Here is a 25,064-nt window from a genome sequence, read left to right on the forward strand (position 1 = left end):
TCAGCTTTTGGCCAATCGGCAGAAACGACAAGACCTTCTCCACCTAAGTCCGCCCACAGCTCTTCCGCTAAATGGGGTGTCATTGGCCCCATTAGTTGAACTAGAGCCTTTGCAGCAGCTTGCTTGGCATCAGCACCTGCTTTTGACTTGGCTAGGATATTTGTAAATCCGTAGAGCCTTGCTATTGCTGAGTTAAAGCCAAACGATTCTAGTCCCATTGTAACATCGTGAATTGCTTTATGTGTCTCTTTCGTAAGACTTGTATCATTTTCGTTGTTAGGTGTATTGTCTTTGATTATTTCTGAAACAATTTTGTAAACGCGGGTCAAATGTCTGTTAGCGGCTTCCACACCAGACGCTGTCCACTCTACGTCTCTTTCTGGAGGGCTGTCGGAGAGAACAAACCAGCGAGCAGTATCCGCGCCAAAATCATCAATTATTGCTACAGGGTCTACAACATTATTTTTGGATTTAGACATTTTTGCTGAGGGAATGATTTTTACTTTACTGCCATCACTTTTTAAAAATGCTTTACCGTCTTTTATGTCTACTTCTTCTGGATAAAAATATGTTGGTCGTCCATTTGCATTATCCCGTTCGTATATTGCATGTGTCACCATTCCTTGCGTGAAGAGTGCGTCAAAAGGCTCGATAGCGCTTTTGGGTAGGTGACCACAGTGATGCATAGCTCTTGCAAAAAATCTAGAGTAGAGAAGATGTAGTATAGCATGCTCAACACCACCAATATATTGATCTACATTCATCCAATAATTTATTTCTTTTTCGTTGGTGGGTGTTGTCGAGTTATAAGATGTGAACCTTGTAAAATACCAACTTGAGTCCACAAACGTGTCCATTGTGTCGGTTTCTCTTAATGCCGGCCCGCCACACTCTGGACATTTGCATTTGCGCCAAGTCTCATGTCTATCTAGTGGGTTTCCTGGTTTATCAAATTTAACATCATCGGGGAGTTTGATTGGCAAGTTTTCTTTCTTTTCTGCAACCAATCCACAGCTATCGCAATGGACCACTGGAATTGGGCACCCCCAGTATCTTTGTCGGCTAAGCCCCCAGTCTCGCAGTCGGTATTTGGTAACACCTGATCCCCAACCCTGCTTTTCAGCGAAACGAATGGTCGCATCTATTACTTCCTCTCCCGTTGCCACATCAACGCCAGTGAAATGGTTTACCCATTTGACTCGCTCTGACTTGGGTGGAACAAACGCTGTATTTTTTACGGCTTCTTCGTTTTCTAAAGAGTAAAAAGTATCAATTACAGGCAATTGATATTTGCGAGCAAAATCTAAATCTCTTTGATCATGCGCTGGACAAGCGAAAATTGCACCAGTTCCATAATCCATGAGGATAAAATTTGCTATCCAAACTGGCAGTTTAATGTCTGGGTTCAAGGGATGAGTGACTAAAATACCGGTGTCGATGCCTTTTTTTTCTGCTTTTTCCATTTCGGCTTCGGATGTGGACATTTGCCTGCACTGAGCGTTGAAAGAAGCAATATCAGAATTTACCTTTTCAAGCTCTCGGGCTAGCGGATGATCTGCTGATATGCCTACAAAAGATGCCCCAAGCAAAGTATCTGGTCTGGTTGTGTAAACTTCAATTTTGTCAAATCCATCTGGTGCATTCACTGCTTTAAATGCAAATTCCAAGCCCTTGGATTCACCAATCCAATTTGTTTGCATCAATTTTACTTTTGCTGGCCAATTATCTAGCTTTTCTATGGAAGCAAGCAAATCATCTGAAAACTCAGAAATTTTAAAAAACCATTGAGTTAATTCTCTTCTTTCAACAACTGCCCCAGATCTCCAGCCTCGGCCATTTTCCACTTGTTCGTTGGCAAGAACTGTCAAGTCTACTGGATCCCAGTTTACAATTGCATTTTTTCTATAAACCAAACCCGCTTCTAAAAAATCAAGAAATAATGCCTGTTGTTGGCCATAGTACTCTGGATCGCACGTTGCAAACTCTCTTTGCCAATCAATAGACAAACCGAGTGGTTTCATTTGATCTTTCATTATTGAGATGTTGTTGTAGGTCCATTCCTTTGGATGACCGTTCGAAGCCATCGCTGCATTTTCTGCGGGCATACCAAATGCATCCCAACCCATTGGATGCAAAACATTAAAACCAGTGCTTAGTTTGTATCGCGCTACCAAATCCCCCATGGTGTAGTTGCGTACGTGTCCCATATGTATTCTTCCCGATGGATACGGGAACATTTCCAAAACATAATATTTTGGCCTTTTTAAATCTATTTTGGAATTAAAAACTTTTAAGTCTTCCCAAGCACTTTGCCATTTTGGTTCAATTCTAGCGGGACTGTAGGCAGCCATTTAATATTCCTTGCGCTTTGCAGTGATATTTTTCATCGTGATAAATAGAAATACAGTCAGGGTCCATAGATATGCACTATAAAAGTTTCGGTTAGGAACTATTGTTTGCTCAATGTATAACACTAACTGCGATCTTTTTTCAAAGAGCGTACTTGACTAAATTATGATAACCCGTCCGCTTTTCGCATTTGCCTTGCTCTGGAAAGAATCGCATTTTCTATTTCTCTCATTGTCGCAGCATTAACTGGTCCAGATTTTGTCTGCATTGAAACCCTCAGTGACCTCGCTTCCAGCGCGGGATCAATTACATATATTGTAGCGCGATACTGTATTTTACCACCTGGCGGCACTCCAAATCCTTTGACTATTACGCCTGAAAATGGATCGATAGTCTCAATTGGCATGAAGTCTAGTACATCAAGTGCTGCCTGCCAAATATACCGGTTCACTTTTACTGGTTCTCGTGTCGCCTCTCTATTAAAGGCGTCCCATATAGTTTCGCGATCTTCACTCTCTGCGGCTGGCAGTGTTGATAAATAGCTATTATCGTCCAAAGTGTTAGAATCGCTGCTGCAGCTTGCTATCAATAAAATGGTTAAAAACGATAAAATAGTAAATTTTAATTTAGTCATGCGATCCTCAAACTCGATTAATCAAATTTACATGAGCTATTAACTTAGAGCAAGCAGCTATTATTTAGGCCATATTTTAACTAAGAGGCCCAATATATAAGCTGTAATTTACAGTGTGGCAAACCTGCATCATATTTTTTGATCCTCAACCCCTATTGTGAGATTAGGTTGCACTGAGGGGTATAAACTTGCCACAACTAACCTATTCCTGCGTCGGAGATTCTGTCGTAGGCCAATTTGTTTATTATAACCCGAGGGATAAAAAATGAAAAAAGTTCTACTAGCGACATCAGCGCTGACACTATCAGCAGGTTTCGCATCAGCAGACGTCTCCATGTCAGGTACAGGTGGAGCCGGTTTATTCGGTGCTGCGGGCGCAGACCTTTCAGTATATTCAGGTGTAGATTTAGGCTTCTCATTAAGTGGCGCATCAGATAACGGAATGACCTTCTCTACTTCTATAGATATGGGTGCTGGACAAACTCTTGATGTGGGTGATTTTGAATTAGACACTCAAGATATGGGCACAGACGCGACACCAGTAATTTCAATTGGTGTGGCAGGCGTGACAATCACAATGGCTCAGGACGATATCGACGATCTTTATGATGACGATATTGGAGGTGATATCGGAGTTTCTGGTGCAATGGGCGACCTTACCTACAGCATCGTTACAGGGTTGGAAGATTCAGACCCAACATCGATTTCAATTGGATACAGCGCTGGCGCAATTTCAGGTTCTGTTGTTTCATCTGACAGCGGTGATGCTGAAGATGCATCCACTGTGAGCGTATCATATGCAATGGGCGACATTACAGTAAGTGTAGAGGCTGATACTGATCGTACTGGTGCTGACACAAGTACAACTACTATATCTTATGCTATGTCAGACGGCATGACAGTTTCTGTTGAAGAATCAGAAGGTGTAGTAGAGGGATCTGTTTCTTATTCATCAGGAGCGATTTCAGTTGGTGTAACAGCTAACGACGCAACAAATGAAGAGTGGGAAGCTACCATGGCTTATGATCTAGGTGGCGGAGCTACTTTTAATATTGGTACTAACCAAGATGATACAACTTTCGCAGGCGTAGGTTTCTCATTCTAATTATTTAGTTATAATTAAAGATTAAGGCGATCTGTTTAGGTCGCCTTTTTTCATTTTATGTATCTAATTTAAGACTTGGTAATCTACTTACTTAAAAATGAGTCTTTCGAATGTCACTTTCTGATATAAAAACACGAATAGCGGATGCTGAGGTAAAGTATGCTAGACTCCCAAACGCTACCTCTTTAATTGCAGTATCAAAATTACAACCAAATGATCGCGTTTTAAAAGTTCTCGACGCCGGGCACTGTGAATTTGGTGAGAATTATGTACAAGAGGCGGCAGCCAAGTGGCCAACTTGGCGAGAAAATTACACTCAAGTGAAATTGCATATGCTTGGTCCATTACAGACAAATAAGGCACGGCAAGCTATTGAGCTATTTGACTGTATACATTCTCTTGATCGCCCAAAGTTGGCGAATACCATCGCGCGATTAGCCCAAGAACTTGGTAAATGCCCGGAATTATTCATACAGGTCAATACTGGCGCAGAAACTCAGAAGGCCGGTATTATGGTAAAGGATTTGGAAATTTTTATTAATGATTGTAGGGCGATGGATCTTCCAATTTTGGGCTTGATGGCCATCCCTCCAGTAGATGAGGAAGTTAGTCTACATTTCGCCCTATTAAAAAAACTGGCTGACAATAATGGATTAACCGGCTTATCAATGGGTATGTCCGATGATTTTGAGAAAGCGATATCTTTCGGCGCAACGCATGTTCGGGTAGGGTCAGCTATCTTTGGATCACGTCCTAAGTGACTTTAATTGTTATCTTGGTACCGTAATCAACGTTTGCAGCAAGCCAAAATAGGGCCTCGCGGGACATGGCGATACTTCCATTGGTTGGTGCCTTTTTAGCTGACCATTGGTGTATAAAAAATGCCGATCCTCTTCCTTTGATCGCCTGTGGCCAATTCCAGTCTGTGAGTAAAATAAGGTCATATGTTGGCGTTGGCACACGTAATTTTTTTCTGCAATATATATTTGAATAAGAAACCATTAGATTATAATCCGGGTCTCTCTCGTCGTTGGACCAAAATGAATTAATAAGTATTGGCATTGCCCAGTCTCTTGGTTTTTTAAGCCTATCTGGACGGTACAGCATTCCTATAATTGTATGCTCACCAGTTGGTGTCGTTGGTTCATGCTCCTTTGGGCGTTTTGAGATACCTCCTTTTCCAAAGGAGGCAGGTATAATTCGATCCGGACAAATCAATCCTTGCGATGTTAAAAATAGATTTTTATTGCGGAGCATTATAACAAATGCCCAGATTTTTTGGCTTTTGTACCAAGATAGTGCGCGTTGAATTTGTTCTCTTTAATTTTTAGAGCGACCCGCTCGTAAATATTAATACCGTTTTCTCCTAATAGTTTGATTTTGTTAGGATTATTTGTCATTAGTCGAATTGAATTAATTTCTAGCTCTTTTAGAATAGAGGCGCCAATTTTGAAATTGCGTTCGTCGTCCTCAAAGCCCAGGCGATGGTTTGCTTCAACTGTATCAAAGCCTTCGTCCTGTAAAGCGTAGGCTCGCATTTTGTTAGCAAGCCCGATACCCCTCCCCTCTTGATTAAGATAGAGAAGAACACCCGAACCATTCATATTTATTTGATGTGTAGCCTCAGTTAATTGAGCTCCACAATCACATTTGAGGCTTCCCAGTATATCACCCGTAAAACATGCGGAATGTATTCTCACAAGGACAGGGCTATTTCTATCTATTTCTCCAAACTCCATGGCGTAATGTTCTGGACCATCCAGTTCAGGCCTGAAGACATGAAGTTTACCAAATTCAGCGGTTTCGGTTGGAAGTCTTGCAGAAATGATTTCACGCGAAATAGGGTCTTGCTCAAAAAAGGATAATAAATCGGAAATTTCAATTGAAGTTAGGTTATCTGTCTTAATCTCTGAGACCTTCAGATTAATCGTCAAAATTGCAGGTAAAAGTTGCGCGGTCTTACTCAATAAGAGTCCTAAGTGTTCTACTCTGGTATCGCCTCCCCTCATTTGCGTAAAAGGGCCTTTTATGCCATAAATGAGGTCTTTCGATGGGTCCGCCACCGCTTTAAGCCACTCTAAATTTCGGTCAGCTGGGACTTCAATACGTGCTAATCCTTTGTCGTAAGACGACATTTTAAGAGTATTTGCTCGTCGAGACGATACTACAAGTCTTAGGTCGGTTGCCAATGATCGAAATAAATCAAAACGTATTTGATTTAGAGTTTCAACTGGTACTACAAGATGTTCATCTTCCGCACGGATAATTACTGGTATGCCCAGACGGAGATCTGTGTAGATCCTGGAAACACGCTCACTCAGTGAAATTTTTATTTTACCAAACTTACTCATTCTATAAAGGTCTATCGCGTTTTTTAGGGTAGTGGAACGCTAATTTCAAAGTTTTATAAGAATGCTAGTATAGATCTTTAGAGTATATTTTGATATCTGAAAACTGGATACTCTTGCTATTAGGTATAATTCATAGTTTTAGAAAAAATATATTCCGATGTTGCAGCGTAAGAATTTATTATTGGTTGAAGATGATGCAATAGTTTTGTCTGGGCTGTGCGAACTACTTTTGGCAAGTGATGAATTTTACATTACTAAAGCAAAAAGTTGCGATGATATTCATTTGTTTTTAAAAGATAATCATTTTGATCTAGTGATAGTAAACCCCAAAATGTTAAAAGGCTGCGTGCAAAACTTCTTGGATTTGCTTTTTCGGGTTGGGTTTTCTGGGCCAATTATCTTTTCTTGTTCCGTCAAGAGAATAGTAGAGCTTGAAGCGCAAAATACAGGGCGTCTTCTAGCTTGCCTACAGCGGCCATTTAAAATCGTATCGTTGCTAGAATGTATTAGACGCTTGTTATCGAAGTATGAGTTTTCTCCCGAAGTAATAATCTCTTTAGGCAATATCCAGTTTTATCCAGGCTCTAAGTTAATAAAACTGCAGAACGGGCAGACGGTAAACTTAACGGAAAAAGAAACAAATATATTGAAATATTTGTACCGATATAGAGATCGTATCGTTTCCAAAGAGGTTTTATTGAATGAGGTTTGGAGTCATACTACAAGCCTAACAACGCATACACTGGAAACCTATATCTATCGGCTTCGCAAAAAGATTAGCGTTAGTTTTGCTGGCGATGAATTAATTGTTACTAAAAAAGGTGGGTACCAGTTGTTGCCTGAGAAAACCTTTTAATGGTTTTTCTATAGCATTGATTTAGGGGGCAGAGTGGTTTTAAAAGTAGCAACATGGAATATAAATTCCTTTCGATTAAGAGAAAATTTACTTGTTAGATATTTAACTGAGTATTCGCCTGATTTGATTTGCTTACAGGAATGCAAATCCCCAGTTGAAAAAATGCCATTTGCAACCTTTAAAGAGCTTGGGTTTGCGTACTACGCTGCAAGAGGTCAAAAAGGTTATAACGGTGTAGCAATTCTTTCTAAATTACCTATCAAAGCTGACTTCTCGGAGGATTTCGCCAATATAGGTCATGCTCGTCATATCGCTGTGGTATTAGAGAGTGGTGTAACTGTTCACAACTTTTATGTTCCAGCTGGTGGTGATGAGCCTGATCCAAACGTAAATGAAAAATTTTCTCAGAAATTGAGTTACTTAACATGTATGGAAAAGTATTTTAATAATCTTGATCTTAAAAAATCGATATTAGTGGGTGACCTTAATATCGCTCCCAGACCAGATGACGTTTGGGATCACAAGAAACTATCCAAAGTTGTTAGCCACACGGCAATTGAAATTGAACACCTCAAAAAAGTCCAAAACTCAGGACCTTGGGAAGACGTTGTCAGGCAGGCTATTCCTGATGGAAACCTTTTCTCTTGGTGGTCATATCGCGCAAAGGATTGGAGTACTGCAGATAAAGGAAGGAGACTTGATCATGTTTGGGCTACTCCCGATATTTCAAACTTTGTAAGTGCAGTGATAATTGCACGCGATGTGAGAGGTTGGGAACAGCCAAGCGACCATGCCCCAATATTTGTTGTTTTTGATGTTTAATTTTTGATCATAAAGGCCCATATAAGAGATTAATAATTATTAAGAGGTAAAAATGTTAGAAATTGGTGCGGATAAACCCAACGCCGGCGACTTAATTAAAGACGTAAATGAAGATACCTTCATGACGGATGTTATTGAAGCCAGTCAGGAAGTGCCGGTTATTGTGGATTTTTGGGCACCCTGGTGTGGTCCGTGTAAAACACTGGGGCCAATGCTTGAAAAAGCGGTATTGGCCTCTAACGGCGCGGTCAAGATGGTGAAGGTCAATATTGATGATAATCAAGCAATCGCGGGTCAGCTAAGAGTGCAATCAATTCCAACTGTATATGCGTTTCATAATGGCCAACCAGTTGACGGCTTTCAAGGCGCTGTACCTAATTCTGAAATTGAAGATTTTGTGGCTCGGGTTATCCAATCTTCTGGTGGTGAAGTAAGTGGGGGTCTTTCTGAAGCCCTAAATAGTGCAGAAGAGATGCTCGCAGAGGGATCTTCAAGCGATGCGGCACAAGTCTTTTCAGCCATAATTGAGGAAGATAATCAAAACGTAAAAGCATATAGCGGATTAGCAAGGGCGAAATTGGCTCTTGAAGATATTGATGGGGCTGAGGCTGTTCTGAATGGTGTTCCTGCAGAAATTTCTGATAGCTCAGACATCGAAGCAGTCTTTGCTAAAATTGCCCTAGCAAGGCAGGCGCTCGATGCAGGCCCATTGGCAGAGTTAGAGGCGGTAGTTTCTTCTGACCCAGCGGATAGCAAAGCACGCTTCGAATACTCGCAGGCCCTTTATGCTGGCAATAATCTAGAGGAAGCAGTGGCTCAATTACTGGAACTTTTTCGCAGAGATCCAGATTGGAATGATGGTGCCGCCAAAGTCCAGTTATTTACAATATTCGATGCTCTCGAGGCTAACGACCCGATCGTTTTAAATGGCAGAAGGAAATTAAGCAGTATGATATTTGCTTAAGTTTTATATTGGGCTAAATGACTTTTATGAGTAGAAATCCTGAATTGCCTGAAGTTTTACCAGTCTTCCCGCTACCCAGAGCTCTATTGCTGCCCCGGGCGAGGTTACCGTTACACATTTTTGAGCCCAGGTATCTCGCAATGGTTGAAGATGTGATGAAAACTTCCCATCGCCTCCTTGGAATGATCCAACCCAGTGAGCATGAGGGAAAGGAGCGCCTGAGTGCTATCGGTTGTGCTGGCAAATTAACCCAATTTTCTGAGACGGAAGATGGACGTTATATGATCACTATTACTGGTGTTTCTCGGTATAGGATTGGTGGTGAGATCGAGGGTTTTCATCCGTATCGTAAATTTAAAGTTGATTGGCATGGTTTTGATCAGGATCATGGTACTACTGAAAAAGATCCAAAATTAGATAGGAAATTCTTTTTTGACCTTTTGTCGAAATATTTAAAACGGCGCGGGCTATCCACCGATTGGGAGTCTTTGAGAGACGCTGACGATGAATTACTTATAAACGCGCTCTCAATGATGCTTGATTTTGAAATAGAGGAAAAGCAGGCCTTATTAGAGGCCCCATCTTTGGTTACGCGGCGTGAAACTTTAGTAACTTTAATAGAATACAACTTGAGAGGTGGCTCAAGTGAGGAAATTTTACAGTGAACAAGTCTAACGACAAAACTGAAGTGGATCAAAGGTTTGCTCCATCAATGCTTGAAGCCTTAGTGTGTCCCGTTACCCATTCGTTATTAGAATACAACTCTGAAAATCAAGAGCTTATATCTAACAAGGCTGGTTTGGCCTTCCCAATTCGAGATGGTATACCAATAATGTTGGTCGATGCCGCTAGGACTATCAATAAAGTTTAATGCATTAACCGGGGCAACTCTCCTGTTACACCTGCGGCCTCTTTAATAATTTTTTGCTTGGCAATTGGAATGCTGTCCAGCATTTTTATTCCGATATTGCGCACGAGGCGAAGGGCTTCATTTTCATTGGAAAATAACTTGTTGAACAAGTCAGTACTGTACGCGAGTTGAACACTGTCGAACCTACGCCATTCTTCATAACGCTTCAGAACTCCTAAACTTCCAAAATCCTCTCCGCGAAGAAAAGCGTCTTGGATTACTTGGGCTAGGACTGCAATATCCTTAAAACCTGCATTCAAACCCTGACCAGCTATAGGGTGTATGCTATGGGCAGCATCACCAACCAATGCCAATCTTTCATCAACAAACCGATCTGCTATTTTTAACTCAAGTGGATATGAGTACCTATCACCGATGATTTTAAATTTCCCCAGGAAATTACCAAGACGTGCTTCTAGTATTTTCGTGTATTCAATTTTATCACACGAGTTAACCGCTTTTACATGAATATTCTGTTCAGTCCAAACAACAGACGAACGCTTACCTTTCATTGGCAGAACGGCGAGAGGTCCAGTGGGTAAAAAATATTGCCAAGCCAATCCGTTATGTTCAATTTCATGTTCGATAGCACAGACAAGCGCAGTTTGATTATATTTCCAACCTGCCTTCTTAATGCCTGCTCGTCTTGCTAGCTCACTGTTTTTCCCATCAGCCCCAACCACAAGCCTCGTATTAAGTTTATTACCATTTTTTAGCGTTACGCTTACGTAGCCCTTTTCTTTTTTGTGCTCCATCACTTCACAAGCAAATTTGTAGTCTATTTGATCGTGTTCGCAAATCTTAGTAAACAGTGCGTTACGAATAAATCTGTCTTCCACCATTTGGCCCATCGGGCCATCGTGGATTTCATTATTATCAAAATGTAAACTAAATTGAGACGGCCCTTGGACTAGTTTTCCATCTTGAATTTTTATGTCCAAAATAGCTTGGGAGTTGTCTTGTATACCATCAAAAACATCAATATTTTTGAGCAAACGAATAGAACTCAAGGCCAATGCGTAGCTTCTGCCATCAAAATGATTTTCCCTGCTAGTGTCCTTCTCTTTCGAGTCTAAAACTATTGAGGAGAATCCGAACTTGGCTGCGACGATTGCCATCAATGAACCGTTTAGCCCGCCGCCAATAATTATAATATCACTATCTATTGCCATAACTCAATAATGACGTTTAGATTTGATTCGTCCATGAGTTGGATTGCCGCTAATTTTTAAGAAAGATAAGAAAATGGCTGATCCTTTAAAAATGAGTGCTTCTGAACTGGGAGAAGCGTTTGAAAATAATCTTACTAATCCTGTGGAGGCACTTGAGGCTTACCTTGAGGCTATACAAAAAAGCACTTTAACCGAAAGAATTTATGTAGAGGTTACCAAAGAACGGGCATTGGGCGAAGCGGCGGATGCACGAAAAAGGCAAAAATTAGGTTTGCGCATGGGGCCATTAGATGGCGTGCCCATCAGTTGGAAGGATTTATTTGATGTCGAGGGCCATGAAACTACTGCTGGCTCAGACTTGTTAAAAGGACAGATGCCTCAAACGGACTGTGCTATTCTAGAACAGGCATCTATCAATGGACTGGTCACTTTAGGGAAAACACATATGTCGGAGCTAGCATTCTCTGGTTTGGGCTTGAACCCGGTTACTCAGACGCCTCCTTGTGTAAATGATCTAGGCGCCGTCGCCGGCGGCTCTTCATCGGGAGCAGCTGCATCAGTAGCTTTTGGTCTTGCTCCGGCCGCAATAGGTTCTGATACAGGGGGATCTGTTAGAATTCCAGCAGCTTGGAATGATTTAGTTGGTTTAAAAACTACCTTAGGAAGGGTATCGATGGAAGGCGTTGTTCCGTTGTGTAGAAGTTTTGACACTATCGGACCTATAGTCAAAACAGTTGACGATGCCGGGCTATTATTTTCTGTTATTACTACAAATAAACCCATTGACTTAGAGTACAGGTCAATTGAAAGGGGCAGGCTGGCAATACTGAAAGGCACACCACTCGATGATTTGCAGCAAAAGCCAGCACTCGCTTTCGAAGCATCAGTAAAAGCATTATCAAATTTTGGTTTTAAGATTAAAGAAATTGAAATAGATGAGGTAGAAAGCGCTTTGGCGCTCTCCAGTTTGGTATATCCCTCGGAAGCTTACGCTGAATGGAAAGATAAAATAGAGGCTGCACCTGAGCTTATGTATGGTGAAATCCTCCAAAGATTTCGTGGTGGCAAAGACGTGCTAGCCTCTGAATATTTAAAAGCGATGAGGGATTTAGAAATCTTCAAAAAGCAATATGCCATGAAATGCTCAGAGTTTGACGGGGTCATATTGCCAACTTGTCCTATTATGCCGCCAAATTTGGAGAGATTGGAATCAGATAATGACTACTATGTTTCTCAAAATCTTATGGCTCTCAGAAATACTCGTATTGGTAACTTAATGGGGATTTGTTCTCTCACAATTCCCACAAACTATAATAGTTGTGGATTATCTATAATGGCCCTGCCTAATAGGGAGGAAAAACTACTTAGACTCGGCAAAGCAGCTGAAATAGCAATCCTAAAGTAATTGAGCCTTTACCGTCACAATTTGTTAATTTTAATGTGGTTATTATGGACGTAGCGCACATTGTGAGTTACAATATTTTTAATAATGGGCGTAAGACCCAAAAATTGAGGCAAAGTTTATATGTACCCCGAGCGGTTTTCACACCTCCCGGAATATGCGTTTCCGCGTTTACGTGCTCTTTTAGATGGGCATAATTTCGTTGGTCCGCATTATAATATGACTATTGGTGAACCACAGCATCTTTATCCACTCTGGATTAAAGACGTTCTTTTAGACCATCTTGATGGATTTAATCGATATCCAGCAAATGATGGCATTGAAAAACTTCAAACATCTATTGTTGATTGGTTTTATAGGCGTTTTGATGTTTCACTCTCCTCTGATAAAAATATTTTACCAGTAAACGGTACTCGTGAGGGTCTATATAATGTAAGTATGGCTTTGTGCCCTGAGAAATTAAGCGACAGCCAGCCTTTCGTCCTCATACCAAATCCATTCTATCAGGTTTATATGATTTCGGCTTTGTCCGTGAATTCAGAGCCACTTTTTATTTCAACAGATGAGCATAGTGGGCATCTCCCAGATTACTTTGGCTTAAAAGCGGATATACTCAATAAAACGTCAGCTGCATATATTTGCTCACCATCTAATCCCCAGGGTGCAGTCGCTACAGCGGATTACCTAACTGCATTGATTGAGTTGGCTGAAAAATATGATTTCATAATATTTGCAGATGAATGTTATAGCGAAATTTATCGATACGCTCCTCCCCCAGGGCTGATGCAAGTTTCAGAAAAATTAGGTGCTGATCCTAATAGGGTGGTTACTTTCCATTCGCTATCTAAGCGTTCGAACCTGCCAGGTTTAAGATCGGGTTTCGCAGCATCTGGCGAAAAAAATATAAAGCGGATGAAGCAACTAAAAGCTTATTCTGGCGCACCTATTCCAGAGCCCTTGCAGCACGTTTCTGCATCAGTTTGGAGTGATGAAGAACATGTTGTTAAAAATCGTAAAATTTATGAGAAAAAATATAAAATTGCCGATCAAATTTTTGATGATTTTGATGGATATTTAAGCCCAGAAGCAGGGTTTTTTCTTTGGATAAATGTCGGTGATGGTGAGAAAGTAGCATTAGAGCTTTGGCAAAATTGCGGAGTACGAGTTTTGCCGGGTAGGTATTTGGCTAAAGATTTTAACGGTCAAAGCCCAGGAGATCAATTTGTAAGAGTAGCAATGGTTTCAGAGCTGGAAGAAACTAAGCGCGGACTATCGAAAATAAGAGAATTTCTTCGTGAAAAACAAGTATAGGTACAAAAATGGCATATAATCAGGCGCCTAGTCGCATTCCTTTGATAGATAATAGTTTGAAAGAAGCTTTGCAGAGGCGTGGAACAGAAATACTGGGGCTCATACTTATTGCGATTAGTATTGGCATATTCTTGTTGCTATGGTCTTACTCTCCCAACGACAGAAGTTTCTGGTCTATTAGCGATGAACCTACTCAAAATATACTAGGCGTAATTGGCTCATCAATGGCTGCCCCGTTAATACTTATTTTAGGTTGGGGTAGTTTTTCTTTGCCAGTTTTTCTTTTAATTTGGGGTGTAAGGTTTGTATGCCACAGTGGTGTCGAGAGAGCTATCACTCGGATGATCTTTTTTCCTGTAGCAATGGCATTTTCTTCTGCTTTTTTTGCCACTCTCGTACCGAATAGTACATGGATACACAAGTTTGGATTAGGCGGCCTATTTGGAGAGACGTCAGTTGGTGTCATCCTAAAATCTTTACCCGAAGTTTCTAATACATGGGTAAATATGATAACGTTAATGATGTCCGTTATTTCGCTTGTAACGCTTCTATTCGTATCTGGATTTTCGAGGAAAGAAGTGAGTGGGATTTCCAAATTTTTGCTTAAAGGCTCTTTTTTGTTTTGTATTCATATCTTTGCTTTTGTAGCGAGGATCGCTCTTTTGTCTATCTCAAGAAAGAGTTCATCGATGCAGGGGGACCAGGATCAAGACAACATAAGTACCCAAAAAACGGGAGGGTTGATTAGTAGAATTCTTTTTATCTTGAAACCGTCTATTGGCAAAGAAACTTCTCAATTAGTTCGAGAGGAGCCAATGATTGATAATGATAGTCACGACAGAGGTGACCGCATAAGGAATAAAATAACTTCCATAATCCGGGATCGCACCCCTCCAGTTACGAGTAAAATGACCGATACTTATGAAGAATATGGTCAACAGAAAGTCGAGGACAAGTTTGTTTCGACTAATCACTCCAGTTTAGATCGTTTAGAACCACCAATTTCAAGTGATACTCAGTTTCACCAGGAAGAATTTAATGAGGGAAGTTACGAAGATCCAGAGGAATTTGAGCAAGAATTCAATTCTGGATACTCAATGGATAGCCTCAATCTGCCAAAATTAGAGACCAAGAAGCTTGTCCATGCGCCAATTTCAAAAACATTTAAAAGATCAAAGCGTGCAATAGAAGAGGCAGAGCCAAGATTAAACTTCGATGATGGAAAAGTGGAATTCGAATTACCACCTCTGAACTTATTAGCAACACCTGTGGAAATTAAAAGAACATATCTTTCAGATGAAGCTCTAGAGGAAAATGCAAGGCTCTTGGAAGCGGTACTGGATGATTATGGGATCAAAGGTGAAATTGTTAGTGTGCGGCCAGGGCCAGTAGTCACAATGTATGAATTAGAGCCGGCTCCAGGATTGAAGGCAAGCCGCGTTATTGGTTTGGCAGACGATATCGCTCGATCAATGTCCGCGCTTGCAGCAAGGGTTTCTACAGTACCTGGAAGGTCTGTTATCGGAATAGAATTACCAAATGAGGATAGAGAAAAAGTTGTGCTCCGCGAAATTTTCTCAAGTAGAGCTTTCGGTGACGGTAATCAAAAACTTCCTCTTGCTCTCGGAAAAGATATTGGTGGTGAACCGGTGGTAGCCAATTTAGCTAAGATGCCTCATCTTTTGATTGCCGGAACGACCGGTTCTGGAAAATCAGTAGCAATAAATACAATGATACTCTCTCTTCTATATAAGCTTACGCCTGAAGAGTGTCGGATGATAATGATTGATCCTAAAATGCTAGAATTAAGTGTTTATGATGGGATACCACATCTTTTAAGCCCAGTTGTTACTGATCCCAAAAAAGCAGTTGTAGCGCTTAAGTGGGTGGTTGGTGAAATGGAGGAGCGATATCGCAGAATGTCAAAAATGGGCGTTCGAAACATTGATGGGTTTAATAGCAGGGTTTCAGATGCTTTAATGAAAAATGAGAATTTTTCTCGCACAATACAAACTGGCTTTGACGAAGAAACTGGCGATCCGATTTTTGAAACTGAAGAGTTTGAACCTGAAAAGATGCCATACATCGTAGTCGTCGTAGATGAAATGGCTGATCTTATGATGGTTGCAGGTAAGGAAATTGAAGCATGTATTCAGCGGCTAGCTCAAATGGCACGTGCTTCGGGAATTCATATAATTATGGCCACGCAACGACCATCGGTTGATGTAATAACTGGAACGGTGAAGGCTAATTTTCCAACGCGTATTTCTTTTCAAGTTACATCGAAGATTGATAGTCGAACAATTCTTGGAGAAATGGGTGCAGAGCAATTACTGGGAATGGGGGATATGCTTTATATGGCTGGAGGGTCAAAGATTACTCGATGCCATGGCCCATTTGTAAGCGATGAAGAGGTGGAGGAAGTTGTCAGACATCTCAAGGCTTTTGGCCCGCCAAACTATATGTCGGGAGTTATCGATGGACCTGATGAGGAAAAAGCTGATGGCATTGATATGGTGCTTGGACTTGGTGGAAATACAGACGGCGAAGACACAATTTACGATGAGGCCGTATCGATCGTGCTGAGGGACCGTAAATGTTCTACAAGTTATATACAGCGTAAACTTTCTATTGGATATAACAAAGCTGCTAGGTTAGTAGAACAGATGGAAGAGCAGGGTTTAGTTTCGACCGCTAATCATGTCGGTAAGCGAGAAATTTTAGTTCCAGAATAATGATCTACATGGGGTTATAAAATGAAAAATTTTCAGATATCATAATGGTTAGATTATTGTTATGAAGTTAATCAGATTTGTCCTAAATTTTCTTTTTATCTGGCTATTGGGGATGAACCCTGCGAGTGCTGAAAAATTTTCGTTAACTGAGTTATCTAATTACTTTAACAAACTTGATACTTTTCAAGCCGATTTTCGTCAGTTTTCCGATGATGGTTCTGAAGCAAAGGGTGTTATCCTAATAAAAAAGCCAGGAAGATTAAGAATAGATTATGAAGAACCAGAAGACTTGCTGATACTTGGGTCCGGTGGCCAGCTAGCAATTTTTGATCCAAAAGGCGACCCGGAGCCTACGTCTTTTCCTTTGAATGTTACTCCATTTTCATTGGTTCTTGAAAATTCGATTAACTTTGTTGGTTCTTCTAACATTCTTTCGCATGATTTTAATCAAGGTGAGACGTCGCTCTCATTATATGATCCTAAACACCCAGGGCGAGGACACATTAAATTAATTTTTTCTGGTAAAAAGCCTGTTCTTAGCCGTTGGATTATACGAGACGAGAGTGGCAGCGCTACTTTGATGAGTATTGAGCGATACGAAGAGAATATTTCTCTAGGTGAGATGCAATTTAATATTCAACTGGAAATAGAGCGCCGAAGAAATTAATTTCTTCAAGTCCTGATACAACTTGAAAGTTGTCTTTTATATTTTGAACTTCGGTTGCCAACATTGTTTGCCTTGTTGATCAACCATTGCTTTCTTTTATAAGAACCCTTTAGGTATCCTACCTGGCCTTCGTGATATGCAAGGTATTGGTTTTTTGCGTCACTAAGTGAGACACCTGTTAATTTTCTTGTTTTGGTCATGTACCAGCCCATGAAATCTGCAGAGTCTCTTATGCTGCTCCTTCTCGCAATGGAGCGGCCAGTGGCTTTTTTGTAGTCAGTCCAGGTGCCATCAAGTGCCTGGGCGTATCCAAATGCAGAACTCTCGCGCCCCAATGGTATAATCCCTAAAAAATACCTCATTGGTGTTTTTGCTCGATTTTGAAAACTACTTTCATAATATATTACTGCCATTTGAACATGTATGGGGACTCCCCATTTACGATTTGTATTCTTGAAGGCTCTGTAATAATGTCGTTTGCCGTCTAGAATTGAGCATGCATTGTCATAGTCTATTGGCTTCCTAAAGTTGCCAAAGCTACAGGAAGAGATAAAACAAAGTATTAAAATAGAGCGAAGAATTGTGCTCATTGCCCCTCGCTTTTTATTTATCCCTAATAGATAGATAATAAATTCTGAAATGTAAAAAATAAACTGAAATAAAATACCTAAAACCTAAAAAGTATCCTGTTTTGTAAGTTTTTTATTCGCACCCGTACGATGAATTCAACAAATGATAATTTTATCAATCGAAAAATCTCTTGAAAGCCAACTATTTCAGAGTTAGGGCTTATGATTATGTTTACTAAATTTGCTAAATATCATCTTGGCCAGGTAGTTCGGCATAAAAAGCACCCCTTTCGTGGGGTTGTATTTGACGTTGACCCAGAATTTAATAACTCCGATGAATGGTACGAAAATCTACCAGAAGATGGTCGCCCGTCGAAAGAACAGCCATTTTATCACTTACTTGCTGAAAATGAGAATACATTTTATGTCGCGTATGTGTCAGAGCAGAATTTGATTGAGGATCCATCTGGTGAGCCGGTTGAACATCCTGATGTACGCGATCTATTTGGACCCTTTAAGGATGGACACTATCCTTTATATTTTCATCTTAATTAATGGTCCATTACATTAGTTCGTCGCCAATATTTTTGAAGTAAAGGCTTTAAAATCGTTACGGTAATTTATATTGAGCAGACGCATTAATTACTAAGACACATTAGCAAGAATTTTAGAGTTATGCAAAGGTGAGACTAATAGTGTGGCCTTAATGGCTACAATTGTATGTGAGATCCATAATTCTGATGATCGGTTTGATTGGACTGGATTTTACAGAGTTACCGAGCCCGGAGTTTTAAAGATTGGCCCCTACCAGGGTGGCCACGGTTGTTTGCGTATTCCATTTAATCGTGGCATATGCGGACAAGTTGCATCAACAGAAAAGCCTCACTTAATAAATGATGTAAGCTCTGTGCAGAACCATATAGCCTGCTCTCCAACTACCAAGTCAGAGCTTGTCGTGCCAGTTTTTAATGGTGTAAAAGGCTTAATGGCTGTGCTGGATATAGACAGTGATCTTCCAGCTGCGTTTAGTGTTGATGATACGAATGGTTTATTAAAAATAATAAACTCGATATTCTCAAGAGACATTATGTAAAATGAGTTTTATAAAGTTAAACAATTTTACTTTTTATCCGATCGGATTTCTTGATCTTTCATTCTCAAAGTTTAGTATATGATTTTTAATTGAAAGTCCCCAATGATACCCGCCTAAACTCCCTGATTTCTGTATCACCCTATGACAAGGTATTAGGAAGCTAATTGGATTACGGCCAATTGCCGTTGCAACAGCACGAACGGAAGATGGTTCATTAATTGCGGTTGCCACCTCTGAGTAAGTTACAACCTGGCCAGCTTGTATTTGAAGTAGTGCCTCCCAAACCTTAATCTGAAAAGGTGAACCAATAACTTGTAATTGTGTCTTGCCAGAAAAATCAAATATTGGCGATGAGAGTTTCAATATGAGCTCTTCATTATGGGTAAAGGTCGCTCGTGGCCAGCGCTGTATCATATCTCGTAGGGTCTCTTCATCGCCTAATTGATCTGCAAATGCTATTCCACAGATCCCTTGTTTTGTTCCCATGACTAGAGCTTTGCCGAACGGGCTATGCGTAAATCCGTAATGAACAAGAAAATTAGTTGATTGTGATAAAAGGTGGTTAGTATTTTCAGTTTGCCAATTTATGGTGAGATCATATAGCTTTTGGCTCTTTGGTAGTATCTGGCTCATCATTATCTTCTATTTTAATTTTTACTTTCCAGCATATTTTTGACGCTAACTATTAAAGAAATAAATGGCAACTTTCGATAATTACAAATATATGTTCAATTAAAAGTGTGAAACTCAATAAGAGTTATCTTTATAAGTGAGTCTTATCGCCCAGCTTGAATACTTGAAAACGTTTTTCTGCCAAGCACATTTGTCGTTGAAACTTTTCCAAGAATTCCATCCTACTAGATTATATGGTTTGATATTTTAGAAAAACTATTGAGCTCAGTGAAAACCTATTGTTATTCAGCCTTGTTCTTTCTTGGAAATAATTGCAAATGTAAGTACATGAGCCGTCAATTAAATTTTCATGTTTTAAAAGAAATCTTTGAGCGATTTAAAGAAGCGGATCCCGAACCGAAAGGTGAACTCAATCATACAAATGTGTTTACCCTATTGGTTGCGGTTGCATTAAGTGCACAATCTACTGATAAAGGTGTTAACAAAGCTACTGAGAAACTTTTTAAATTTATAAGTAGTCCAGAGGACATGATTAAGTTGGGTGAGGACGGTTTAATAGAGTACATAAAGACTATCGGGTTGTATCGTAATAAAGCGAGAAACGTAATCAAGCTTAGCCAAATTTTGGTAGATCAGTATAACGGTATTGTTCCTAATTCACGCGCTGCTTTAGAGAGCCTACCTGGAGTTGGACGAAAAACTGCGAATGTTGTTTTGAATATGTGGTGGAGACACCCTGCCCAGGCTGTCGATACACATATTTTTAGAGTTGGTAACAGAAGTGGTATCGCACCTGGTAAAGATGTTGATGCAGTGGAGCGAGCCATAGAAGATAATATTCCAGCAGATCTTCAACTGCATGCACATCACTGGTTGATTTTACATGGTAGGTATTTCTGTAAGGCACGAAAACCTCTTTGTGGAAACTGCATCATAAGGGATTTATGTATATTCGAGGATAAAAATTTATGAAAAAATATGATGTGGTTGGAATTGGCAATGCTGTTGTTGATATAATTTCTCCATGTGATGACAGGTTTCTCGAAAAAATGGGAATAGAAAAGGGCATCATGCAGCTTATCGAAAAAGATCGTTCTGAAATTTTGTATAATTCGATGGGAGCAAGAACAAATGCCGCTGGAGGCTCGGTAGCGAATACGGTTGCTGGTATTAGTTCTCTGGGAGGTAAAACTGCTTTTGTTGGGCGTGTATGTGATGATGAGCTGGGAAGGTTTTATGCTCAAGCAACCGCGGCATCGGGTACAGACTTTCTCAATCCACCAGTCTCTAATGGCCAGCTCCCTACCTCGAGGTCAATGATCTTTAATTCGCAAGATGGTGAGCGTTCTATGAATACTTATTTAGGTATCTCTGGTGATTTGAGTATTGATGATATACCAAAGAATTTAGCAAGCAGAGCAGCTTTTGTATTCTTGGAAGGCTATCTTTTTGACAAAAATAAAGGAAAGGAGGCATTTGTAAAGCTTGCGCGAGATACAAAACTAGCTGGGGGTAAAACAGGAATTGCTATATCGGATCCGTTTTGTGTGGAGAGGCATAGAGGTGACTTTCTAAATCTAATCGAAAATGACCTTGATTTCGTGATAGGAAATGAAGATGAAATCAAGAGCCTTTTTGAAACCGAGGACTTAGAAAAGGCTCTTAACCAAACAAGCAAAATGTGCGCTTTAGTGGTTTGTACAAAAGCTGACAAAGGTGTTACGGCAATTAAAGGTGCTCAAAGGGTTGATGTTGGAGTTAAAAAACTTTCGCCCATTGATACAACTGGTGCAGGTGATCAATTCGCGGCAGGTTTTCTATATGGTATGGCGTCTAATTGTGATCTAGAAACAAGTTGTAAGATGGGTAATATTGCTGCGGGAGAAGTTATTGGACATATTGGTCCAAGGCCAAAGGTTTCAGTAAAGAATTTATTTATTCAGTCCGAACTTATCTCAGGGTTTACTGACGCTGTAGTTTAACATTGGGGTACTATTTTTATAGAAGTATGAATTGAGAAAGAAATGCCATACAATTATGATGATGAAAATATTTTTGCAAAGTTACTACGGGGTGAGATCCCATGTAATAAGGTTCTAGAAACGGAACACAGCTTAGCGTTTCACGATATTAATCCGGCTGCTCCAAAACATGTTTTAGTAATTCCAAAAGGTTCGTATGTCACTTATGACCATTTTGCCCAAATTGCTTCTAGCGAGGAAATTACTGACTTCGTCCGAGCGATTGGGGAGGTTTGCAAGATCTTAGAGGTGGAGCCCTCGCAGGGTGGTGGTGGTTTTAGGGCTATCTCCAATTCAGGTGAAGCGGGTTTGCAGGAAGTTCCACATTTGCATGTACACATTCTGGGTGGGCGAAATTTAGGGCCCATGATATCAAAAAGCTAATAGGTATTAAGTGTAGTATCATTTGTGAGTTTAGACATGAGTAGGATGAAATTATGGTAGTCGATGCACCAGAAACAAGAATAGTTTATACATTTCGCGTGTCATGTGATGGTGGTGGGGGAGCCCTTGGCCACCCAAAGGTTTGGCTTCAAATTCCAATGGATAAGGGATGGGTAGAGTGCCCTTATTGTGATTGTAAAATTATTCACTGCGATTTTGAGACTAGATTGAATCAATAGACTTCGAGGCTCTTGAATTTGGTTTGAATGGATAAGAGACTATGAAATTTGGTAAAGGTCATCATCTACATTTGATTGATGGATCTGCATTTATATTTCGTGCATATCATGCACTTCCACCACTTACTCGGTCGTCCGACGGTCTACCTATCGGAGCAGTCAGTGGCTTTTGTAATATGCTCTTTCGGTATATTCAAAATAATACTGGTGTAGATGCGGCAACTCATGCGGCAGTTATTTTTGATCATTCTGGCAAAAGTTTTCGTAATGAAATCTACAAGGATTATAAAGCTAACAGGCCTCCTGCTCCTGAAGATCTAGTACCTCAATTTCCGTTAACAAGGGATGCTACAAACGCCTTTAATATTTCGTGCAAGGAAGTAGTAGGTTTTGAGGCTGATGATATAATAGCGACGCTTGCTTGTCAGGCTCGGGAGGCTGGAGGTCGTGTAACAATCATTAGTTCAGATAAAGATTTGATGCAGCTTGTTGGTGATGGTGTTGAAATGTTCGACGCAATGAAAAATCGGCGAATTAATCGTGATGCTGTAGTTGAAAAATTTGGAGTTAACCCAGAGCTTGTAGTAGACGTACAAGCATTAGCTGGTGATAGCGTTGACAACGTCCCAGGCGCACCTGGTATTGGAGTAAAAACAGCCGCTGAGCTAATTAATATATTTGGCACATTAGAAAACCTTCTGGATAATGCAAATGAGATAAAACAACCCAAACGAAGAGAAACTTTAATTAACTTCGCGGATCAAATACGAATTTCAAAGCAGTTAGTGAAATTGGATTGCACAATGAAGTTAGATTTTGCGATCGATGACTTGGTAGTTTCTCCTCCAAGAATAGATGTCTTAGTGGAATTTTTAAAAAAAATGGAGTTTCGTACCATTTTAAAAAGGGTTTCAGAACAGTTTAACGTTGAAATAGCTGAACTTCCACCATCTAGCAAAAAACTGAATGAAAAAAATGAAGAAAATATTTATGTACCAATAACGACTAAAAACTATGAAACCGTCAGGTCTATTGAAAGATTGAAGCAGTGGATTGAGGATATTCGCTATCACGGATATGTAGCTTTTGATACTGAGACGACAGGATTGGATGAAACGAAAGCCGAGCTTGTCGGGATATCGCTCTGCATTAAGCCAGGTTATGCATGTTACATTCCTGTTGGACACAAAGAAGGCGAGCCCGCTGATGGTTTATTTGGTTCAAGTAAACTGTGTGTTAATCAAATTCCTATAGCAGTAGCGACAGAACTCATAGGGCCAGTTTTATCTGATCCAGCGGTTCTCATTGTTGGCCAAAATATAAAATATGATATAAAAATATTATCAAAATATGGTTTAGCCTTTGAGGCGATTGATGATACAATGTTAATGTCCTATGCACTGCATGGCGGCATTCACCGGCATAGTATGGATACGCTGTCTGAAAAATATTTAGGTCACACACCAGTTTCTATAAAATCATTGATCGGAACTGGTAAATCAGCAATAACATTTGACTTTGTCCCGATAGATGAAGCTAGTAATTACGCGGCTGAAGATGCTGACATAACCATCCGCTTATGGAAGCTCTTCAAACCTAAGCTTCACTTGTCTAAAGTAACAAAGGTTTATGAAACCCTTGAACGCCCCTTGGTTCGAGTTCTGTCAGATATGGAGCTTTTGGGTATTAAAGTTGATAGAGACACACTTGTTAGGATGTCAAACTCATTTTCTCAAAAAATGGCTTATTTAGAGGAAGAGATTTATAGCCTTGCAGGAGAAACGTTCAATGTTGGTAGCCCCAAACAGTTAGGGGAAATCCTATTTGATAAACTTGGATATGCTGGTGGGGCCAAAGGGAAAACGGGCGCTTATTCTACGGGTGCTGATGTTTTGGCAGATCTTGCTACAGAATATGATTTGCCAAGGAAGGTAATAGACTGGCGACAATTAAGTAAGTTGAAGTCAACTTATACTGACGCATTACAAGATCACATCAATCCTTCATCTGGCCGAGTTCATACATCATATGTTATAGCTGGGGCTAATACAGGGCGACTAGCGTCAGCTGATCCTAACTTACAAAACATACCCATTCGATCCGAAGAGGGACGGCGTATTCGAGAAGCTTTTATCGCAGAAACTGGAAAAGTTCTTGTAAGTTTAGATTACAGTCAAATTGAGTTGAGGATCCTTGCTCACGTAGCATCTATCGATAGTTTGAAAAAAGCTTTTCGTGATGGATTAGATATTCATGCGATGACGGCGTCAGAAATGTTCAATGTGCCTCTTGATGAAATGACGTCCGAAATCAGAAGGCAGGCTAAGGCAATAAATTTTGGAGTTATTTATGGTATATCTGGATTTGGTTTAGCCCGAAATTTAAGAATCCCACGTTCAGATGCCCAAGCCTTTATAGACAGATACTTTGAGAGATTTCCGGGCATAAAGGAATATATGGATGAAACCATTCGGTTTGCTAAGGAAAAAAATTATGTGGAAACGTTGTTTGGAAGAATTATCCATACGCTTCAAATAAATGCAAAAGGTCCAAATGCTGGCTTTGCTAAGCGTGCAGCTATAAATGCTCCAATCCAAGGAACAGCTGCTGATATTATTCGCAGGGCGATGATACGCATGCCAACTGCAATTTCACATCTTAACGCAAAAATGCTTTTGCAAGTTCATGATGAACTTTTGTTTGAGGTAGACCAGGGTGACGTAGAGGCTTTAATTTCTGTAGCTAAATCAATAATGGAAGAAGCATCGTATCCAGCGGTTAAATTAGATATTCCTATTCTAGTCGATGCAGGCCATGGTGAGAACTGGGCTCAAGCTCATTAAATAC

The 25,064-nt window shown here is 40.3% G+C and carries 25 protein-coding genes; 18 read left to right on the forward strand and 7 right to left on the reverse strand.

Annotated elements, in window-relative coordinates; genetic code table 11:
- Nucleotides 1-2,351 (reverse strand): leucine--tRNA ligase (gene leuS / locus ACTF5Q_RS10065; RefSeq protein ID WP_438954487.1); only part of this gene is annotated, 2,351 nt, incomplete at its 3' end.
- A gap of 161 nt (nucleotides 2,352-2,512) precedes the next feature.
- Nucleotides 2,513-2,983: a DUF3576 domain-containing protein gene (locus ACTF5Q_RS10070; RefSeq protein ID WP_438954488.1), complete on the reverse strand. Its 471-nt coding sequence runs from the start codon at nucleotides 2,981-2,983 to the stop codon at nucleotides 2,513-2,515.
- Between the two features lie 265 nt (nucleotides 2,984-3,248).
- Between ACTF5Q_RS10070 and ACTF5Q_RS10075 the strand changes: the two genes are divergently transcribed.
- Together ACTF5Q_RS10075 and ACTF5Q_RS10080 are read left to right on the forward strand one after the other, a co-directional pair.
- Nucleotides 3,249-4,088: a hypothetical protein gene (locus tag ACTF5Q_RS10075; protein WP_438954489.1), complete on the forward strand. Its 840-nt coding sequence runs from the start codon at nucleotides 3,249-3,251 to the stop codon at nucleotides 4,086-4,088.
- Nucleotides 4,089-4,198: 110 nt separating this feature from the next.
- The gene (locus ACTF5Q_RS10080; RefSeq protein WP_438954490.1) at nucleotides 4,199-4,849 is read left to right on the forward strand and encodes a YggS family pyridoxal phosphate-dependent enzyme; all 651 of its coding nucleotides are present in this window, start codon (nucleotides 4,199-4,201) and stop codon (nucleotides 4,847-4,849) included.
- Here the strand turns inward: ACTF5Q_RS10080 and ACTF5Q_RS10085 are convergent.
- Nucleotides 4,842-5,345, reverse strand: a complete 504-nt coding sequence (locus tag ACTF5Q_RS10085) for a L,D-transpeptidase family protein (RefSeq protein WP_438954491.1) — start codon at nucleotides 5,343-5,345, stop codon at nucleotides 4,842-4,844. The genes ACTF5Q_RS10080 and ACTF5Q_RS10085 overlap by 8 nt on opposite strands.
- A complete protein-coding gene (ribA, locus tag ACTF5Q_RS10090) occupies nucleotides 5,345-6,439 on the reverse strand; it encodes a GTP cyclohydrolase II (protein ID WP_438954492.1) in 1,095 nt (364 codons plus the stop codon). Before ribA ends, ACTF5Q_RS10085 begins: the two co-directional genes overlap by 1 nt.
- A 229-nt stretch (nucleotides 6,440-6,668) precedes the next feature.
- On the opposite strand from ribA, the gene ACTF5Q_RS10095 reads away from it, so the two are divergent.
- From ACTF5Q_RS10095 to ACTF5Q_RS10115, 5 genes are read left to right on the forward strand one after another with little or no spacing between them, the layout of a single operon-like run.
- Entirely contained in the window at nucleotides 6,669-7,295 is a 627-nt protein-coding gene (locus ACTF5Q_RS10095; RefSeq protein ID WP_438954493.1) for a winged helix-turn-helix domain-containing protein, read from the forward strand.
- Between the two features lie 33 nt (nucleotides 7,296-7,328).
- A complete protein-coding gene (xth, locus tag ACTF5Q_RS10100; protein WP_438954494.1) occupies nucleotides 7,329-8,117 on the forward strand; it encodes an exodeoxyribonuclease III in 789 nt (262 codons plus the stop codon).
- A gap of 52 nt (nucleotides 8,118-8,169) precedes the next feature.
- Entirely contained in the window at nucleotides 8,170-9,081 is a 912-nt protein-coding gene (gene trxA / locus ACTF5Q_RS10105) for a thioredoxin (RefSeq protein ID WP_438954495.1), read from the forward strand.
- A gap of 26 nt (nucleotides 9,082-9,107) precedes the next feature.
- Nucleotides 9,108-9,746, forward strand: coding sequence for an LON peptidase substrate-binding domain-containing protein (locus ACTF5Q_RS10110; protein WP_438954496.1), 639 nt, complete (start codon nucleotides 9,108-9,110; stop codon nucleotides 9,744-9,746).
- Nucleotides 9,747-9,793: 47 nt separating this feature from the next.
- Nucleotides 9,794-9,952 (forward strand): Trm112 family protein, encoded by a 159-nt coding sequence (locus ACTF5Q_RS10115; RefSeq protein WP_154033538.1) that lies wholly within the window; start codon nucleotides 9,794-9,796, stop codon nucleotides 9,950-9,952.
- On the opposite strand, the gene ACTF5Q_RS10120 is transcribed toward ACTF5Q_RS10115, so the two are convergent.
- A complete protein-coding gene (locus tag ACTF5Q_RS10120) occupies nucleotides 9,949-11,163 on the reverse strand; it encodes a UbiH/UbiF/VisC/COQ6 family ubiquinone biosynthesis hydroxylase (protein WP_438954497.1) in 1,215 nt (404 codons plus the stop codon). The two genes, ACTF5Q_RS10115 and ACTF5Q_RS10120, sit on opposite strands and share 4 nt — an antisense overlap.
- A gap of 73 nt (nucleotides 11,164-11,236) precedes the next feature.
- Here ACTF5Q_RS10120 and ACTF5Q_RS10125 point away from each other — a divergent pair, with 73 nt between their 5' ends.
- The 4 genes from ACTF5Q_RS10125 (at nucleotide 11,237) to ACTF5Q_RS10140 (ending at nucleotide 17,278) form a co-directional block, all read left to right on the forward strand.
- Nucleotides 11,237-12,568, forward strand: a complete 1,332-nt coding sequence (locus tag ACTF5Q_RS10125) for an amidase (protein ID WP_438954498.1) — start codon at nucleotides 11,237-11,239, stop codon at nucleotides 12,566-12,568.
- A 120-nt stretch (nucleotides 12,569-12,688) separates the two neighbouring features.
- The gene (locus ACTF5Q_RS10130; RefSeq protein WP_438954499.1) at nucleotides 12,689-13,876 is read left to right on the forward strand and encodes an aminotransferase class I/II-fold pyridoxal phosphate-dependent enzyme; all 1,188 of its coding nucleotides are present in this window, start codon (nucleotides 12,689-12,691) and stop codon (nucleotides 13,874-13,876) included.
- Nucleotides 13,877-13,884: 8 nt separating this feature from the next.
- Entirely contained in the window at nucleotides 13,885-16,611 is a 2,727-nt protein-coding gene (locus ACTF5Q_RS10135) for a DNA translocase FtsK (protein WP_438954500.1), read from the forward strand.
- A gap of 112 nt (nucleotides 16,612-16,723) precedes the next feature.
- A complete protein-coding gene (locus ACTF5Q_RS10140) occupies nucleotides 16,724-17,278 on the forward strand; it encodes a LolA family protein (RefSeq protein ID WP_438954501.1) in 555 nt (184 codons plus the stop codon).
- A gap of 5 nt (nucleotides 17,279-17,283) precedes the next feature.
- Here ACTF5Q_RS10140 and ACTF5Q_RS10145 read toward each other — a convergent pair whose 3' ends face one another.
- Nucleotides 17,284-17,868 carry a lytic transglycosylase gene (locus ACTF5Q_RS10145; protein ID WP_438954502.1) on the reverse strand — a complete coding sequence of 195 codons (585 nt, stop codon included), beginning with the start codon at nucleotides 17,866-17,868 and terminating at the stop codon, nucleotides 17,284-17,286.
- Between the two features lie 207 nt (nucleotides 17,869-18,075).
- On the opposite strand from ACTF5Q_RS10145, the gene hspQ reads away from it, so the two are divergent.
- Together hspQ and ACTF5Q_RS10155 are read left to right on the forward strand one after the other, a co-directional pair.
- Entirely contained in the window at nucleotides 18,076-18,402 is a 327-nt protein-coding gene (hspQ, locus tag ACTF5Q_RS10150; protein WP_020044594.1) for a heat shock protein HspQ, read from the forward strand.
- Between the two features lie 151 nt (nucleotides 18,403-18,553).
- Nucleotides 18,554-18,940, forward strand: coding sequence for a GAF domain-containing protein (locus tag ACTF5Q_RS10155; protein ID WP_438954503.1), 387 nt, complete (start codon nucleotides 18,554-18,556; stop codon nucleotides 18,938-18,940).
- 33 nt (nucleotides 18,941-18,973) lie between these two features.
- On the opposite strand, the gene ACTF5Q_RS10160 is transcribed toward ACTF5Q_RS10155, so the two are convergent.
- A complete protein-coding gene (locus ACTF5Q_RS10160; RefSeq protein WP_438954504.1) occupies nucleotides 18,974-19,573 on the reverse strand; it encodes a methylated-DNA--[protein]-cysteine S-methyltransferase in 600 nt (199 codons plus the stop codon).
- A 327-nt stretch (nucleotides 19,574-19,900) separates the two neighbouring features.
- Here ACTF5Q_RS10160 and nth point away from each other — a divergent pair, with 327 nt between their 5' ends.
- Genes nth through polA form a run of 5 tightly spaced genes read left to right on the forward strand, consistent with a single transcriptional unit; the run spans nucleotide 19,901 to nucleotide 25,060 of the window.
- Nucleotides 19,901-20,545: an endonuclease III gene (nth, locus tag ACTF5Q_RS10165; protein WP_153696301.1), complete on the forward strand. Its 645-nt coding sequence runs from the start codon at nucleotides 19,901-19,903 to the stop codon at nucleotides 20,543-20,545.
- Complete coding sequence (locus ACTF5Q_RS10170) at nucleotides 20,542-21,555, forward strand: adenosine kinase (RefSeq protein WP_438954505.1); 1,014 nt, start codon at nucleotides 20,542-20,544, stop codon at nucleotides 21,553-21,555. The genes nth and ACTF5Q_RS10170 overlap by 4 nt, the downstream gene beginning before the upstream one ends.
- A 42-nt stretch (nucleotides 21,556-21,597) precedes the next feature.
- Nucleotides 21,598-21,978 carry an HIT domain-containing protein gene (locus tag ACTF5Q_RS10175; protein ID WP_438954506.1) on the forward strand — a complete coding sequence of 127 codons (381 nt, stop codon included), beginning with the start codon at nucleotides 21,598-21,600 and terminating at the stop codon, nucleotides 21,976-21,978.
- Between the two features lie 53 nt (nucleotides 21,979-22,031).
- Complete coding sequence (locus ACTF5Q_RS10180; RefSeq protein WP_438954507.1) at nucleotides 22,032-22,217, forward strand: zinc-finger domain-containing protein; 186 nt, start codon at nucleotides 22,032-22,034, stop codon at nucleotides 22,215-22,217.
- A gap of 41 nt (nucleotides 22,218-22,258) precedes the next feature.
- Nucleotides 22,259-25,060, forward strand: coding sequence for a DNA polymerase I (gene polA, locus ACTF5Q_RS10185; RefSeq protein ID WP_438954508.1), 2,802 nt, complete (start codon nucleotides 22,259-22,261; stop codon nucleotides 25,058-25,060).
- Nucleotides 25,061-25,064: the final 4 nt, after the last annotated feature.

This window comes from Candidatus Salinivivens marinus (assembly GCF_965655845.1).
Classification (GTDB): Bacteria; Pseudomonadota; Alphaproteobacteria; order Rhodobacterales; family Rhodobacteraceae; genus Salinivivens; species Salinivivens marinus.